The sequence below is a fragment of the Deltaproteobacteria bacterium genome (assembly GCA_019308905.1).
Classification (GTDB): domain Bacteria; phylum Desulfobacterota; class BSN033; order WVXP01; family WVXP01; genus JAFDHF01.
Window position 1 is genome coordinate 85,955 of sequence record JAFDHF010000001.1, and the last position, 16,600, is coordinate 102,554.

Annotated in this window: 11 protein-coding genes; 3 read left to right on the forward strand and 8 right to left on the reverse strand. The window is 53.4% G+C overall.

Annotation, left to right across the window (positions count from 1 at the left end):
• Nucleotides 1–385 precede the first annotated feature (385 nt).
• From JRJ26_00400 to JRJ26_00410, 3 genes are all read left to right on the forward strand, one after another.
• On the forward strand, nucleotides 386–3,253 hold the full coding sequence (locus tag JRJ26_00400) for an OmpA family protein (GenBank protein ID MBW2055935.1): 2,868 nt from the start codon (nucleotides 386–388) through the stop codon (nucleotides 3,251–3,253).
• Nucleotides 3,254–3,346: 93 nt separating this feature from the next.
• A complete protein-coding gene (locus JRJ26_00405) occupies nucleotides 3,347–4,390 on the forward strand; it encodes a D-glycerate dehydrogenase (protein MBW2055936.1) in 1,044 nt (347 codons plus the stop codon).
• A gap of 411 nt (nucleotides 4,391–4,801) precedes the next feature.
• Nucleotides 4,802–6,079, forward strand: coding sequence for a cytochrome C (locus tag JRJ26_00410; protein ID MBW2055937.1), 1,278 nt, complete (start codon nucleotides 4,802–4,804; stop codon nucleotides 6,077–6,079).
• A gap of 127 nt (nucleotides 6,080–6,206) precedes the next feature.
• On the opposite strand, the gene JRJ26_00415 is transcribed toward JRJ26_00410, so the two are convergent.
• From JRJ26_00415 to JRJ26_00450, 8 genes are all read right to left on the reverse strand, one after another.
• Nucleotides 6,207–8,159 carry a TRAP transporter fused permease subunit gene (locus tag JRJ26_00415; protein ID MBW2055938.1) on the reverse strand — a complete coding sequence of 651 codons (1,953 nt, stop codon included), beginning with the start codon at nucleotides 8,157–8,159 and terminating at the stop codon, nucleotides 6,207–6,209.
• A 102-nt stretch (nucleotides 8,160–8,261) separates the two neighbouring features.
• Complete coding sequence (locus tag JRJ26_00420) at nucleotides 8,262–9,656, reverse strand: monomethylamine:corrinoid methyltransferase (protein MBW2055939.1); 1,395 nt, start codon at nucleotides 9,654–9,656, stop codon at nucleotides 8,262–8,264.
• 147 nt (nucleotides 9,657–9,803) lie between these two features.
• Complete coding sequence (locus JRJ26_00425; protein MBW2055940.1) at nucleotides 9,804–10,808, reverse strand: TAXI family TRAP transporter solute-binding subunit; 1,005 nt, start codon at nucleotides 10,806–10,808, stop codon at nucleotides 9,804–9,806.
• Between the two features lie 161 nt (nucleotides 10,809–10,969).
• Nucleotides 10,970–12,418, reverse strand: coding sequence for a trimethylamine methyltransferase family protein (locus JRJ26_00430; GenBank protein ID MBW2055941.1), 1,449 nt, complete (start codon nucleotides 12,416–12,418; stop codon nucleotides 10,970–10,972).
• 12 nt (nucleotides 12,419–12,430) lie between these two features.
• Nucleotides 12,431–13,456: an ornithine cyclodeaminase family protein gene (locus tag JRJ26_00435; protein MBW2055942.1), complete on the reverse strand. Its 1,026-nt coding sequence runs from the start codon at nucleotides 13,454–13,456 to the stop codon at nucleotides 12,431–12,433.
• Between the two features lie 39 nt (nucleotides 13,457–13,495).
• Nucleotides 13,496–14,143, reverse strand: coding sequence for a corrinoid protein (locus JRJ26_00440; GenBank protein ID MBW2055943.1), 648 nt, complete (start codon nucleotides 14,141–14,143; stop codon nucleotides 13,496–13,498).
• 382 nt (nucleotides 14,144–14,525) lie between these two features.
• Nucleotides 14,526–15,353 carry a carbohydrate ABC transporter permease gene (locus tag JRJ26_00445; protein MBW2055944.1) on the reverse strand — a complete coding sequence of 276 codons (828 nt, stop codon included), beginning with the start codon at nucleotides 15,351–15,353 and terminating at the stop codon, nucleotides 14,526–14,528.
• A gap of 106 nt (nucleotides 15,354–15,459) precedes the next feature.
• Nucleotides 15,460–16,359, reverse strand: a complete 900-nt coding sequence (locus JRJ26_00450; protein MBW2055945.1) for a sugar ABC transporter permease — start codon at nucleotides 16,357–16,359, stop codon at nucleotides 15,460–15,462.
• Nucleotides 16,360–16,600: the final 241 nt, after the last annotated feature.

The following is a 16,600-nucleotide window of genomic DNA, read 5'->3' on the forward strand; positions in this document are numbered from 1 at the left end:
TAGAAGGCCCGTAAAGCCCGAGAAGAACGCCGGACTAATGAGTATGCTAGACCGGCTCGCCATGTCAAGTCTTCTCCAGAGATGTTGAAAGAGACCCCGTCAAATCATCGGAATCCTCCTGAGCCCCTCACGCACCCATCCGGCTTCAAACTCGAATCGAGCTCTCCCAGCTACCCTCGCCAAGACAAAAGGCTCGATCCTAACGGGTCAGAAAGAGAGGCAGTCGTGAGGTTGGCAACCCGCAAGAGTCCTCGATCGTAATGGGAGGCAACCCGGGCAGGCTTCTTTCTTGACAGTGTCAGGTTCTTGGTGGTACCTTGACTCCCCTGTAAGGAAAGAATCTTTTCCGCTTTTTTCGGTCCCATGGACCCTTTTGGAGGGAGAGATGAAAAAGGGCATACTCCTGCCGTTGATCTTTGTCTTTGGCGTCGCACATCCCCTGCACTGCCGTGCTGCTGACGACATCCAGGTCCTTACCCCGGGCCGAAGCGCCCGGGTGGGATACCAGACAGTGGATGAGAACAGGCTCCTGGTTTCTGTCTTGGACCCTGACGGCCGCCCTATCCGTGGTTTGAAAGCCGAGGATTTCCTTGTTCAAAAGGGGGACAGGAAGGCCAGGATACTCTCCGCGGAACCTCTTGAGACCACCCAAGAGGTTCCCTTGAACATCGTTCTCGTCGTGGACAACTCCTTCTCCATGAAGAAGCGCCGAGCCGTAGGGCCCCTTCTTTCCGCCCTTGATTCTTTTCTGCAGACCGTGCGCCCCATAGACAATATCCATGTCGTCGTGTTCGATGAACGACAAAAGATGCTGGTGGGAGGGAGGACCCTACACACCAGGGCCTTTCATTCGAATGACGTTGGGCAATTCAGGGATTTTTTCAAGGATGCATTCGGCCGTGCAATAACCAGCGGCACATACCTCTACGAAGCCATGGTGGCGGGCCTCGACATCGTCCGCCGGATGCCCGGAAAAGACCAGAAGTTTCTGGTCGTATTCTCGGACGGCGAGGATATCAACAGCAGGCTAACCGAGAGAACGGTCGAGGAGGAAGCATCGGGAATTCCAAACTTCGAGGCCTACTGTGTGGACTACATGCCGAGGAGGAAGATGAATCCTTTCCTCAAATCCTTTGCCGGCAATCACGGCGGCCGCATCTGGAAGGCCAAGTCGGCAAAGGAACTCCTCCCTATCTTCCAGTCCTTTACCACCACGCTGCTTTATCGCTACGTTGTGACCTATCGGATTCCACAGCCGCCCCACGGAACTTTGACCATGGCGCCGGCTGAACTCGATTTCAACAGGGTTACTATGATAGGGGGAGCACCCATAGCGGACATGGTATTTTTCGAAACCGGCAAAGCCGAGATCCCTGACAAATACGTCCTTCTCGCTGACAGAGCCGAGGCGGAATCCTTTAGGGAAGAAGACCTGACAGACGCCATGGAGAGGTACTACAACGTCCTCAATCTCGTGGGCAGACGGCTGACCGAGAATCCTGCGGCCCGGATCCGTATCGTGGGGTGTAATTCCGATTCCGGCCCGGAAGAGAAAAACCTCGATCTGTCAAGACGCAGGGCTCAAGCCGTAAGGGACTACCTGTCCGGTGTCTGGGGCATAGCCGCCTCCCGCATGGAAGTGGAGGCCCGGAACCTGCCGTCCCACCCGACACCCATGATTGTTCTGGGCGGCCGAGCCGAGAATCAGCGGGTGGAAATACTCTTCGAATCGGAGGAGTTGCGCCGAGCCGCGGCTGAACGGTTCATCGTCGAGATAAATCATATAAACCAGATAAGGATCGTGCCCCATATAACGGCAGAGTACGGCCTTTCTCACTGGAGGCTTACCATCTCGGGTGACAGCCGGACTATTAAGATCCTGGAGGGTACCGGCGACCTCGAACCCTTTTACGCCTTTCCTCTAGACGAGTTCGGCCTGGACGAGCTGGCAGGATTCAGGAACATAAGAGCCTGTATCAGGGTCACCGACATTTATGGTGATACCTTTGACACCTGTACGGGCCTTTCTGTGGTTCGGGTCTCCAAGAGGGAAGCAATAAGGGAACTGGTCGGTCCTCCTCACGGTGAACTCAAAATAGAACCGGAGACCCTCACCGTTGAAGAGCTGACTACAGTGGATAGCTCTCCCCTGCTGAACTACGTGTTTTTTGAGACGGGCCAGAGCGAGATTCCCGAAAGGTACGTGGTCTTTTCGAACCAGAGTGAGACAGAGTCCTTTGATGAGAGGCGTCTGAGAGGCCAGATGGAAAAGTACTATCACCTTCTCAACATAATCGGGCAGCGCCTGGTGGCCAATCCGGAAACCCGCATAAGAATCGTCGGCTGCAACTCTAACCGCGGAGTGGAGCGAGGGAGGACCGACCTCTCACGGAGCCGAGCAGAAGCGGTGCGGGCATACCTGAGGTATATATGGGGGATAGATTCATGGCGAATGGCGATAGAGGCTCGCAACTCACCCGTCGTCGCAAGCCCGGGCAATTTGGAGGAAGGCAGGGCAGAGAACCAGCGTGTGGAGATCTATTCGAATTCTCCGGAGATTCTGGATACCGTGAAGAGCAGCTATGTAGAGGAGATCGCCGATACCGAATCGATCCGGGTCTTCCCCAGGATCCAGGCCGGCTACGGTATTGAGCACTGGAGTATCAAGCTGGAGGGGGATGGCTTCCAGATGGACTCGGTTGAGGGAGACGGCGATCTTCTCCCGGTCTATACCTTTGATCTGGAAAAGACAGGCCTCCACAGGATTCGCTCTTTCCAGAAGATCAGGGCGACTCTTGGGGTAACGGACAAAGCCGGCAACACATTCAATACCGACGCCACCTCGTCTGTCCGCTTCGTCAGGAGGGAAGAGCGGGTTGCCCGGAAATTGGGCTACAGAGTCATGGAGAGGTATGCCCTCATCCTCTTCGATTTTGACCGGGCGGATATTGAGGACCGAAACAAGACGGTCCTTGACCGGATCATCAAGAGGATCGAAGCCCTCCCCGAGGCCACGGTGACGATTGTGGGCCATACGGACACAATCGGGAATGAGAGTTACAATATGGCGCTTTCAGAGCGCCGGGCAAAGGCCGTCTATGACGGGATACTGGCAGGGATCATGCCGGCGGCCGAGAGGATCACATACAGGGGAGCAGGGCCCCACGATCCCCTGTACGACAACGGCCTCCCTGAAGGCCGTGCCCTCAACCGCACCGTGACCATAACCATCGAGTATGAAAAGAGGCAGTAAGACGGCTCTCCTGAAAACACGGTGATGTGGTGGTGATTCCTGTCAGGTCCCACGGGAAAGCCAAGGATGGCATTTCCCCATGAAGGAGGCAAGATGGCACGGAAGGTTCTCGTTCCCTGGCCGATACCCAAAGCGGGGGTGGATGCGCTGAGCAGGGCTGGGGTGGATGTTCTGGTGATCCATGGACCACGAGGTGAACCTCTTGCAGAGGGGCAGCTGATCGAGACGGTAAAAGGGGCGGATCTCCTCCTTCCCAGGGGAGGCCAGCGGATTCGGAGAGAGGTGATGACGGCCGGCCCGAGGCTGCGCGGCATTGCCAACTACGGGGTGGGATATGACAATATCGACACAAAGTCTGCCACGGAACTCGGTATTCCAGTGACCAATACCCCCGGAGTCCTGACGGATACTACGGCGGACCTTGCCTGGGCGTTGCTCATGGCAACGGCGAGGATGATCCCCCAGGCCCATAGTTACACCGTCTCCGGCCAATGGCAACAAGACGGCTGGAAGCGATTCATGGGGCTCGATATAGGACCCGGTGGCTCCAGAACGCGGAAGGTCCTCGGCATCGTAGGTTTTGGAAGAATCGGCCAGGCCGTGATGAAGCGCAGCCGAGGGTTCGGAATGAGGGTCACCGCCTATGACCCTTACAAAAGGGATGCCATTGAGAATAGCCGCGGAGTGGAATACAGGGAGCTCGACGAGCTGTTGAAAGAGAGCGATTTTGTCACCCTCCACTGCCCTCTGACCGAGGAAACCCGGCATCTCATCGGGAAAAGGGAACTCCATCTAATGAAATCGACCGCCATTCTCATCAATACCTCCAGGGGCCCGGTCGTGGATGAGACGGCCCTTGTGGCGGCTCTGGAGCAGGGAAGGATAGCAGGGGCCGGGCTCGACGTTTACGAGGACGAGCCCAGGCTCAGTTCTGGGCTTTCGGAACTGCCCAACGTGGTCCTGCTGCCCCATATAGGGAGTGCAACGGTGGATACCCGCGAACAGATGGCTCTCCTGGCCGCCAAGAACGGTCTGGCCATGCTCAGGGGGAGAAGACCCCCCAATGTCGTCAACCCCGAAGTCTACGAATCTCCGGCTTACAATCGGCGCTCAAAGGACAGAGGCGCGTCCGATTGAGACCGGACAGAGTTGGTTAGGCCTGGCAAGACCGGCTTCCAAGAAGCGGCAATTTTCGATCCATGGCGGTTCTTCAGAGGAGGCCACGTACCCAAGAACCACACAGACAGCAGGCCGTCCGGTCGCCCTGATTGGTGCCCCTCCACCTCGGCAACGTCGCTCGGGAACGGGTGTTTTCTCCGAAAGCCAGGAAACTCGAACAAAGATGGTGTTGACACCGGCGGTCCTCTTTGAATATGATTCCCATGATGTCCGTTTTCCAGATCTTTCGGGGAAAGCCGAGTTCGCCCTTCTGCCTTCCCAGTATCGCTTTTCAAGGAGGGTGACGAATTTCCCGGGAGTTTCGGGCTTCTCGATTGTACCAGGAGAATCCGGACGGAAAGGAGAAGACCTGTGGGAAAGACCAGACATTTGGTGTTGGCTCTTGTTTTGGTATTGATCCTTCTTTTTGGAACATCCCATGCGGCCGAAGACTCCTGTATCGCCTGCCATGAGAAGATTTCACCGGGGCAGGTTCAGGACTTCAAGAGTAGCGAACATGCCCGGCAAGACCTCGGCTGCGCAACCTGCCACGGCGACAGACATACAAGGGCTGAGAATTACAAGCTGGCCAGACTGCCCGACGAGAAGGTCTGTGCCGATTGCCACGAAGACAAATTCAACCAGTTCTCCAAGGGCAAACATAACTTCGGCTGGACATCGCTCAACGCCCTGCCCGCCAGCCACCTTGCCCCTGACGAACTGATAGAGGGTGGTCGGGGCTGCGGCGGGTGTCACAATATGGGCATCAAGTCGGAGGAGCAGAAGAGAGACCTCCAGGAAAAGGGATACCGCTACCAGAACAACTCATGCGATGAATGTCATACCAGACACAGTTTCTCCAAGAAGGAGGCAAGAAACCCGAGAGCTTGCCAGCAGTGCCACATGGGATACGATCATCCCCAATGGGAGATGTGGTCGAGTTCCAAACACGGTGAACGCTGGTTCGCCCTTCGCAGCGGCGACCTCCCGAGAGATGCCGTCGCTCCCACATGCCAGCAATGCCACATGCCTGATGGCAACCACGAAAACCACACGGCCTGGGGATTTCTGGGGGTGAGACTGCCTTTGCCTCAGGACAAGCAGTGGGCGGCTGACCGGATAACCATCCTCAAGGCACTAGGCGTTCTCGATCCCGGGACGGGCAAGGCGACCCCGATTCTCGACGCGGTCAAAGCCGTTGATATGGCGCGCCTCGATCAGCCCTCCTGGCAAAGGGAACGGGACAAGATGATCCAGACCTGTTCGCAATGTCACTCAGAAGCCTATGCCAGGGAGCAACTGGCCATGGGGGATTCCATACTCCAGAAGGTGGATCGCCTGATGGCGGATGCCATTGAGACGGTCGCCGGTCTCTACAAGGAGGGGATCATCCAAAAACCTGCAGACTATCCCGCCAACTATCCCTTCCTGCTCACTTTCATGCATACAGGCGGCGCTGAGGGAAACACGGATTTCGACAGGCTCTCCTACATCGACCAGGTTCTGGTCCAGATGTTCATGAAGCATCGCATGCGTTCCTACCAGGCGTTTTTCCATGTCAACCCCGACTATGCTTACTGGTATGGTTACAATATGATGCTCAAGGACCTTGGCGAGATCAAGGAACTGGCAAGGACCATGCGGGCCGTGCACAGGCAAGGGCAGTAGCCAGGAATGACTCGAGTCCCGGCTTGCACCCGGCGCCCTCTGAGAAGCTTTGACGGGCGCCTTTTTCTTGCGGGACACGGCCGGCATACGCGGGCAGCCGATCGACCTTCCGACAAATCGATCACCTTCAAGCAGGCTGTGCCCTTTTCCCCTTTACCTGGCCTATGAGAAAATACAACACGATAACCACGGCTCCGGTCACATAGACCGCCCGGTTGTGGCTAAACGACCCGATTGCGGCAAGAAAGAGGACGGCCCTCCATACCAGGGAAACCTTCCTCCGGGCCCATCCCTGAATGGACATGGCCAATCCGGCCACTGCGACCAGACTGGTAAGAACAGCCAGTAGAATCTCCGCTGGATTACCCATGAGTAGTAGCTCTCTCCTGTAAACAAAAGCGAATGGGACGATAAGACCGGCTATACCGATGCCAAAGGCAGTGACTGCCGTTTTCATGGGATTGCTTTCAGCCAGAGCGGCGGCAGCAAATGCGGCAATGGCGACCGGCGGAATTATGTTGGAAAGAACGCCGAAGTAAAGGGCGAACAAATGGGCGGCAATAGGGAGAACACCGAGCTTGACTATTGTTGGAATCACTGTGACCACCAAAGTAATATAGACGGCTGTGGTGGTCAAACCCATCCCCAGGACAATCGAAAGGATCATAGTAAACACAAGAGCCACCAAAATGGAGGCTCCGCTGGTCTCGATGATCACCTGGCCAAGCCGCAGACCCGCCCCTGATAGAGTGGTAGCGGAGATAATAATCCCTGCACAGGCACACGCCGAGGAAACAGGCAACACACGCTTTCCAGCGGATTCGAAGACCCTCAAGATCTCGATTGGTCCAAGCCTGCTCTCTTTCTTCAAGAGAGTAACGCCAAACAAGACTGCTATGCTCCAGGAGGCTGCCGCCGAAGCTGAGTAGTTGAGAGCAAGCATACCCACCAGCACTATTACTGGGATCACGAGGTGCCCGCCCCACCTCAGGACCATCCGCAGATCCGGAAGATCTTTCCTGGGAATGGCGGCCAGTCCCTTTTTTCTGGCCTGGAAATCCACCATCAGGAAAAGGGACGTGTAGTAAAGCAAAGCGGGCAACAAGGCTGCGAGAATCACAGAAAAATAAGGAATTCCGAGAAAAGCCGCCATAATGAAAGCCACAGCCCCCATGACCGGCGGCATGAAGGCTCCTCCGCTTGAGGCAACAGCCTCGACCGCTCCAGCAAACCGCTTGTGGTAGCCCAGGCGTCTCATGAGAGGAATCGTGAAGCTTCCTGTAGCAACGACGTCCGATGCCGTACTCCCCGAAATGGTTCCAAATGCCATGCTCGAAACTATCGCTGCTTTGGCAGGGCCACCTACCTGATTCCCAGCGATTCCATAGGCGAGATTCACGAAAAATTTTCCCGCTCCTGTATAGATCAGCAGTGCTGAAAAGATAAGAAAAAGCACCACAAAGGAGGCCATAACCGCTATAGGGATCCCGAAAATACCACTGGATGTCATCACAGTCTCAGCGATAAAGGTGTCGTAGAAGGTGGGGCTCCCATAAAGGATTGATACAAAGTAGTTACTGTACAGGGCGTGAATACTGAAAAACAGAGCTATCAGCACCATAGGCCAGCCTACGGTTCGTCTCGTAATTTCAAGAACGAGGAAATAGACGGTGGCCCCCATAATCATGTCCATGAGACTCGGAGAGGGAATTCGGTACGGGTACCCTTCAAGATCCGCTAGGTAGTAGAACTCTGCTACCAGGGCAATGCACATAAGGATGAGATCTATCAACCGTACCCACCGGAAAGGGGCATTCCAAGGTTTCCGGTCGATCGGATACATTATGAAAACCATCACGAAGACTACGGTAAGATGGATCGAACGGTGCAGGTGCGCTTCTGGTTGGCCGAAGTAGCCCGTGTAGAGGTGGTAAACAGAGAAAAAAACCGCGCTTACCAGGAAGAGAACAGCCAAGATAAACTCGACGGACATTCTCGGGTTGGTGATCGTCCAGGATAGAACATCGTTCTTCTCCTCCAGGGAAAGATCGATCATCTGGCTTTCGTGAGTTTGGTTCACTACTGCGCTTCTTCCCGTAAGAGTCAATAGTAGCAGCAACCTGAAATGCTCTACGGATGTCCCGGTTGTGCCTCTACGGCGTCAAGGAGAGGGGGATTCAGCCTAGTCGAATCTCAGCCCTTTGTCTTCCAGTTCCTTCTTGACCTTGCAGTAAAGGTCAAAGTACTCTGGCTTCACGGTGACATTCTCATAGTCATAAAGTTCATTGAAACTGTAACCAGCGGGAGCTTTGTCTGGTGAGATGTTGTCCTCATACTTCCTCAGTATGAAGTCGATCACTTCATTCGCCTCATCCCGCCTCAGCGAGGCACCTGCCCGAGCTGCCTCTCCCTCCCACCTGGGCTCCAATCCTGTTCCCTGGTTCGGCTTTACCAAGACAGCCTTCCGGGCACCATGAAAAATGTGACCTCCCACACAAGAGGTATGAATTCCAAGGGCAGCAATCTCCCACAGTTGCTGTTCCGTTCCAGGACCCGCAGAGGTGAGTCCACCGCCACCACATATAAGATTGGTATTCCTCACCAAGGCCTGCATACTGATGTTTCTTACCCAGATAGTCTGGCGAGCCGTGTTTATCGGGGGGTTTTGGAGGATACTCGAATTCATGATGTACCCGCTCCCTCCCACCTGGTAGACCATGATTCCGTTTAGGGCCGCAGCAACGTTCACGAGGGCGCAACCTTCAGGGCCTCCAGCAAAACCTCCTACAATTGAGGTCCAGAACGGACTTCTCAAGCAGCCGTAATGAAGGCTATAGGCGACTTTGTTGAGGAGTTCGAAGTTGACTTTCAATTCGCTTATAGTAGCAAGAGTGATGGCATCGGTTCTCCGAAGCCCATTTTCCAAGCTACACGCCGATATGGTCCCCAGCGCCGAAGGGCAAGCGTCGAGGAGGTGTAAACCCGGCCTTCCCACACTCTTGATGGCTTCTCTCATCCATCCAACCCCGCTCACTGCAGCGTGGCAGTCCAGAGGCGAATTGATGGTCCACTTCTTACCTTCGATGCTCCGTGGAGGAGGTCCGTAGTAGATCCCGTTTATGATCCTCTCCTGAGCTATGCTCTTGTATAACTGGACAAAATCCCGACCTTCTACCGGATTGTCCTCTACCACCCCTCCAACAACCAGCGGTTTCCTCGGGTCTCCAATGGTCCTTTTGAACAGCCGCCTCTTGTCGGATCCTTCACCGATCTCTATCTCTTCAGGCATCCGGCCGAGTTCAGACAGGGCTTCTAGGATCTCTTCCTCCTCGAATCGAATCACCCTTTCGGTGTCCGTGCAGTAGGTTCCCGTCTCGGCATAAAGCTTCAACCCGGCTTGAAAGACACGATCTGCCAGCCCATCATCCGGTGGGATAGGAACTTCTGGATCGTACTTGATGCCATACTCCTTGACCAAGCCCGTTGCGACCTTGAAAAGGTTGAGATCAAAATTCTTCAACTTCATCAGTGGGCCCTTGTTGAGCGCCCTATCTGCCACCTCCCAAAAAGATAACACTGCTTGCCTCCTCAACGATTGCTGGGTTGATTGTTTGCGGCGGCCCTTCACGGTTGAGTTACGAAGAACCGCCGCCAGCCACTTTCACACTATCCAATACACCCCTATCGAAAAACAGCCGGATTCACGGCAACACGGGGGGAAAATCTACTTCCTGATAGGGACTCCCTTCTCTTTGAAGTACCGAAGAGCGCCCGGATGGATCGGTATTGTGGCCCCGTTCATCACGGTTTCCAGGCAACAGGTTTTGGGGAATCCCTTCCTCTCGGCGGCAGCAAAAATGTCCTTCTGAAAACCACTTTCGAACAAAACCTCGGTGATCTTGTAAACCATATCGTCGGGCAGATCCTTGTTGACTATCACGGTAGTCTGAACTCCCACGGCAGGAATGTCTTCAGTAACACCCGCATAGGCTCCCTTTTTTAGGGTGGCCTTTGCCCATCCAACGGCCAGTTCATTTGAAAGGAAAGTATCCCTTTCCTTGCCTCCGAAAGGCAACCATCGAAGGCCCGGCCTCGTGTCCAGGTTCAGCAGAAACGGCATGATGGCTCCATAGGTCATCTCGCAGTCCAGATGTCCATCCTGCATCATTGTGGCCGCATCATTGAAACCGAGGCTGTTCACCACCCCCCCGTTGGCCTCGATGATCTTGAAACTCAACCCATGGGCTTTCAAAACCAGTTCCGCTATCACCCGGTCGCCCCAGCCTATCTTTCCGGGATTGATTCTCTTGTCTTTCAAATCATAGACGCTAAATATGTTTGATTTCCTCGGGACGACCATTTGCCATATCATCGTCTCGATAGTTCCGATGAAGCGTATATTTTCATGGGCTTTCTTGAAGAAAGGAGGCATCCCTTTGTAGGCTTGGTATTGTACATTTGCAATGGTCAACCCGATCTGCAGCTCCCTGCCGCTATTCACTTTCACCGTGTTGGAAACCGAGCCTCCGGTAGTGCTGGTCACCCTCACACCTGGAAGCACCTCCTCTAATTTCGGTGCCAGAGCCGCCCCCGAAAGGTACCAGTTCCCTCCTGGTGACGCAGTCCCTATCTTAAGGAGCTTGATTTCAGACGCGAACGCCTCTGACGAGAGGAAAGCCGAGAGTAACACACACACCAAAACCCCAACAAACACACCCTTCTTCTCCATATCTTCCTCCTCCACAGCTGCGGACCGAACATCCACTCTCTTTCACGTTGGTTTTCATTCCCCCGCGCGGATGCAGTCCGCCTCTAAAAGAGCTTTCAAGAAAATCCTTTCCTCATGACAAGAACCGAAACATCTACCGATTTCATCACCCCCTTTCCCTATCAAATCCCCAATTCTCTCTTCTCGACCTCCTTGATTATTCCAACCAACTCCTTGTCCACGGCGCTGTCAAGGGAGAGGGGCCTGTGTTCTTCGAGAATCCTCTTTACCTGCCCCTTAGCCTTCTCAACAACGCCAGCCTTCCCTTTCTCCAGCCAGACCTCGTAAGAATCCCGGTCGCTCAGCTTGGGCAAGAAATGCTCCTCCTCCAGATGCTTGAGGGTGTGCTTCTGGTTAAGAAAATGTCCCCCAGGGCCAACCACATCGATCAGGTCCACCCCAAGCTTTTCATCCGTCACCGAGACGCCAGCCTGTATCCGACCGATCGCCTCGCACATCTCATGGTCGATCAACAAACTCTCCAGGCTTACGGTCAAGGCGTGATCCATAGTGCCCGGATAGAAGATCATATTGATACCAGCCAATGCAGGCAGTAAGAGGGTGAGCATTTTTTCGTAACCCGCCTGCATGTCTAGAGTCTTGGACTCGGTATTACTCCCCGTCCCGCGACTCGGGATCTTATAAAACCGGGCCATCTGGGCATGGGCGACATTCATTATGGCAGCCTCGACCCCGCCCAGCGCAATCGTCCCGTTGCGAAGGTCCATTGCAGCCGCCACCGTACCCATCAACACAGGAGTGCCGGGGTGGACCAACTGGGCCACAACCAGCATCGACAGGATTTCTGCAGTTTGCTGAGCGAGGGTCCCGGAAAGAGTCACAGGAGACGTAGCACCTGATTGTGGCTCAGATGCGATGTCCACCGGAAGGCCCATCTTCGCGTATTCAATCAAGCCCTCGGTTTGCTCCACATTGAACTGCAAGGGAGATATCACGTTACACGTGGTAAAGATGTTAGGCCGCCTCTTCAGGATCTCATCTCCCCCCGCGACCGCCGAAGCCATCCGAATACAGTCCCTCGCCTTCTGTTTTCCCCTGACAACGCCTTTGATCACTTTCGAGGAATTCTTGACACTTACGTAGTACCCCCGGACATGAGAGACCTCGTCCGGAACGCCCTCAATATGAGGCATGATCGCCCCGCTGTGCAAAAGCGTGTAATGCTCGAGGCAGTCCGCCAAGCGAACCAGGTCAGCCACATCTTCCAGGGTCGTCCTACGCCTCATCCCTGTCTCCAGATCCAGAATATTCAACCTACCAATCATCGGCTCGTAATGCACTCGACGACCTTCAAGGGTAACTCTGAGACTCGGATCCCTCCCATACAGGGTAAAGGCCTCTGGAGCCAAACGAATCGCTTCCTCAACCAAATGGGAGGGTATGCGAACCCTTTTCCCATTGGTAGGGCAACCAGCCTTTTTGAGGATCTCAAAAGCCTGGTCCTCTCTCACCTCTATACCTGTCTGCCACAAGATCGACAGAGCACTCAGGTGAATGTTCTCAATATCATCATCAGAAAGAATTCTGATCTGACCACCTCTTGCCATCATCCATGTCCCTCTTCACAGAATCTTAGGTTTCTCCCAGAGCTTGAGTGTGACCCCCAACCCCTTCCGCTTGGCCTCCTCATAAACAAAGCCGGCTACGCCCACATCCTCACTACCCAACCCCAAAGGTGAGAAGAATATCCTCTCCTCCTTACTCGTCCGGCCCTGCTTCTTGCCACGAATGATCTCACCTATGTCTGCATGTATCCTCTCATCCTTGATCCTACCCGCGTTGTAAAGCCTCGCCAGGAGAGGCGTCCCCCTATGAAGTACCTCACGCCACAGGTCAACAACCACCTTGTCGGCATTGAGAATCACCTCTTCCTCCTCCTCCTGATAAGATCCCACGTGCACAAGAAGAGCTCCCTTCTTAAGCCACTTGTCCTTGACGATCGGCTCGTCAGCGACCGTAACGGTTACAACGACGTCCGAACCTTCCACCGCCTCGCGCGCCGATCCCACAGCCTCTGCCTCTATGCCCAGCTCCTGGGAAACCCACTCGGCGAATCTCTCTCTCGACTCAGACCGTATGTCGTACCCCTTCAACCGCTTCACCGAAGGCAGGGCTACTTTGATCGCCATAACCTGCGTCTTGGCCTGAACTCCACATCCGATGATTCCAAGAACTTCGGAATCGGAATTGGCAAGATATTTCGCCCCAACACCGGTCACTGCCCCCGTTCGCATAGCACTAATATATGTGCCGTCCATCACGGCCAACGGCACACCCGTGTCGGCGCTATTTAGTATGGTGAGTGCATGAGCTCTTGGTATTCCATGCTTGACGGGATTAGGAGGAAACCCTGCTATCCATTTCATCCCGCACAACTCGAACTCCCCACCAAGATAAGCCGGCATAGCATTGATCCGCCCGCGCTCTCGTTCGCCCAAATCCAAAATCACCTTGGAGGGAAGAACTACCTTCCCCTCGTCATGCAACGCCAGAACCTTCTCGACAATACCCATGACCTTCGGCATGTCGACTCCCGTGGCAAGAACATCTTCCTGGCTGAGATAGATGAACGAAACCATCGATTCCACCCCTTTCCCCGAAAAAAAACAGTCAGTCGAATCCCCTGGCTATTTCCTCATAAGCCCCTCCACAACCTCCACCGCCTTAATCGCATCTCGGGCATAACCATCGGCACCCATCTCCTTTGCCCAGCTCTCCGTCAAGGGCCCACCACCAAATACCAGCTTGTACTTGTCCCTGACACCCTCCATCTCCATGTACTCGGCTATTACCTTCATATTCGACGCCGTAAAAGTCATCAAAGCCGATGCCCCTATAATCTGAGCTCCAGCCTTCTCCGCACCTTCAATAAACTTCGAGGGCTCCACGTCAACCCCTAGATCGACCACTTCGTAACCCGCCGTGGTCAACATGATTCCCACAATGTTCTTCCCGATGTTATGAATATCCCCCTTCACGGTTCCCAACACAACCGTCCCCTTCTCCGCGGCCTTCAAATCCTCCTTCGATATCGCCTTCTTCAATATTCCGACCGCCACGTTCATCGCATCGCCCGCCATCATAAGCTGTGGCAAAAACACCTCTCCCCTCTCAAAACGATCCCCCATCTCTCGAATTGCCGGTGTCAGCACCTCCGTAATCGCTTGATAGGCGTCCAGGTTCAACTCCAGGATTCTCTCCGATACCTCCCTGGCACCGTCCTCATCACAACCAATGACGGCCTCCCGTAGCTGATCCATCAAAGCTTGTTCCATCTTCTTCTCCCTTCACCACGCTTCTTTTGTCCCAATCGGATCTCTGAGCCAGCCAAGAAGAACCGGCCCTTCTTCATCATCCCAGACTGCACAGAAAGAAAACACAGAGGGCGAAACTAGCAGTCCGACTCCTTCCCAAAACCTGGAAATCCTGCGATCTACCTTCCCACCACACCGAATCCTGGGATCTCATTCGTGTTACGAGATTTGACAGCGTAGCACAGCGGGAACGCACAGTCAAGCATTTTCTCAGGGGCTCATCCTCTCCTTCCCCCAACCAACCATTCATTCCTGACAAGCCCACAAAGATAAGGGGAAAAAGACACCCGGGGACGGCACCGGAGGCGAAGCCTGGAACTCGTGTATTCCAAGAATCCCAAAATCATCCTTTCGTGGCTCCGGCAAGGAAACCCCTTACCAGTGCCTTCTGAACGATCATGAAAACCACAAGTATCGGAGCAATCATCAGGATTATAGCGGGTAAAAGGTAGTTCCACTGAGAGGCCACCCTTCCCATAAAAGCCACCATCCCGAGGGGCAACGTTTTAAGGTGCTCGGATCTGATAAACAGCAAAGCGAGTGTATACTCATTCCAAACGAGTATGAACGTAAAAATCCCACAGGAAATCAACCCTGGCATCGACAGCGGAAGAACCACCTTAGTTAGTGCCTGGATCCTGGTTGCTCCATCTACCATGGCAGCCTCCTCCAGGGAGGTGGGAATACTGGCAAAAAAGGATCTCAGCACCCACATGCAAAAGGGCAAACAAAAAGCCACATATGAAACAACTAAACTCAACCTCGTATTCAGAATTCCCAGTCGGCTCATAATCATGAACATCGGCAGTCCTAACAGAAGAAGGGGTACCATATAGCAGAATAGTAAGAACGTAGCGTAAATATCCTTTCCCCGGTATCTGAATCTGGTCAAACTATATGCACCTGGAGCAGCAACTAGGAGAGTAAGTGGCGTCGCAATGATGCCTACTAATAGACTGTTAAGAAAATAGGATGGAAACAAAGTTTCTCGAAAAAGCTCCACATAGTGGATAAAAGTTATCTCATTCGGTAGTACCGTAGGAGGGTATCTCAGAATCTCACTGCTCGGTTTGAGAGAAGATATGAGAGTCCATATGATCGGTGCAAGTATGAACAGTGCTATAAGAATTCCTATAAAGAACGTAACTGCGCTTTTCATTATGCTCTTCATTTTGTAACCCACTCTTCACAGGCCATGCTCACCTATCGCTTTCAAGAAAACTAGGACGCGTTTCATCCACCGTACGGCAGCCCCTTAAATTTACATTCAACTGTAACTACTTAGTTTCTCTCAGAGGATTGAAGATCTTGTAATACAGCCCAAAAACAGAGATAAGAAATATAGTCATGAACATCGCTACTGTACAACCCATTCCTATATTGTTATTATCAAAAGCTTCTCTGTAAGCCAGAAGGGGCAATGTCTCTGTGCTATTCATCGGCCCTCCTCCGGTCAGGATATAGATCAACTGGAAGTCATTGAAAGCCCAAATCGTTCTAAGGAGGGCTACCACGAAAAGCACGGCTGCCAATTCCGGGAGGGTGATATGGACGAACCTTCGAAACTTAGAAGCACCATCGATTTCAGCGGCTTCATAGAGGGAAGGGGAAATGGTTTGAAGCCTGGCCAGCAGGGCAATCTCGACGAATGGGAAGAACCTCCAGGTATTTACAGCCATCGCCGAAAACATGGCGCTACCCGGTGAACCCAACCAGTTTACCGTGAAGCCGAAAATCGTGCGGAGCATGACATTGGTTATGCCCTGAACCGGGTCAAGCATCCACCTAGCCATGAAAACTGCACAGACAGTGGGAATGAGGTATGGAAGCAAGACTATCCCTCTCAGGAGATTCCTACCCGTGAACTCCTGATTCAGAAATAGAGCAATCGACAGACCTAAAGAAAGTTGTAAGAGAACCGACCCGAATGTATAGATGATCGCGTTTCTAAGGTCAGACCAGAAGACCTCGTTACCCAGGAGGCGTACATAATTATCCAGCGCAACGAACCGTGGATGTGTCGGATCATAACCGGACACAAAATGAAAACTGAGATAAATATTGTAAAAAATAGGCAGGACAATAAGGACCCCCACGAACAGAACACTTGGCAACAACAGCTTGAGGCCAAGGCGGCTTTCCTTTTGTGAATAAGTTAAATCCTTTCTTCTTAACATGCATCTTAAGCCGGGCGAATGAGAGGGCGAAAAACGACCCCGGAAACCCGCATCTGCTTCCCAAACATGTCAAAGAAAGCTAGCCTGATTAGATTGAACAACTGTCGTCATCCCAAGCCAGAGCAAGGGGTCTTTCTTTCAGGCTCGCAAACCAATTCACCCCGCCATGAGTCGCCTCTGCCGTTCCAACAGTCCGTCATGAAAGGACCTGTCCCTTCCCATGCACGTACCGGTGTCTTCA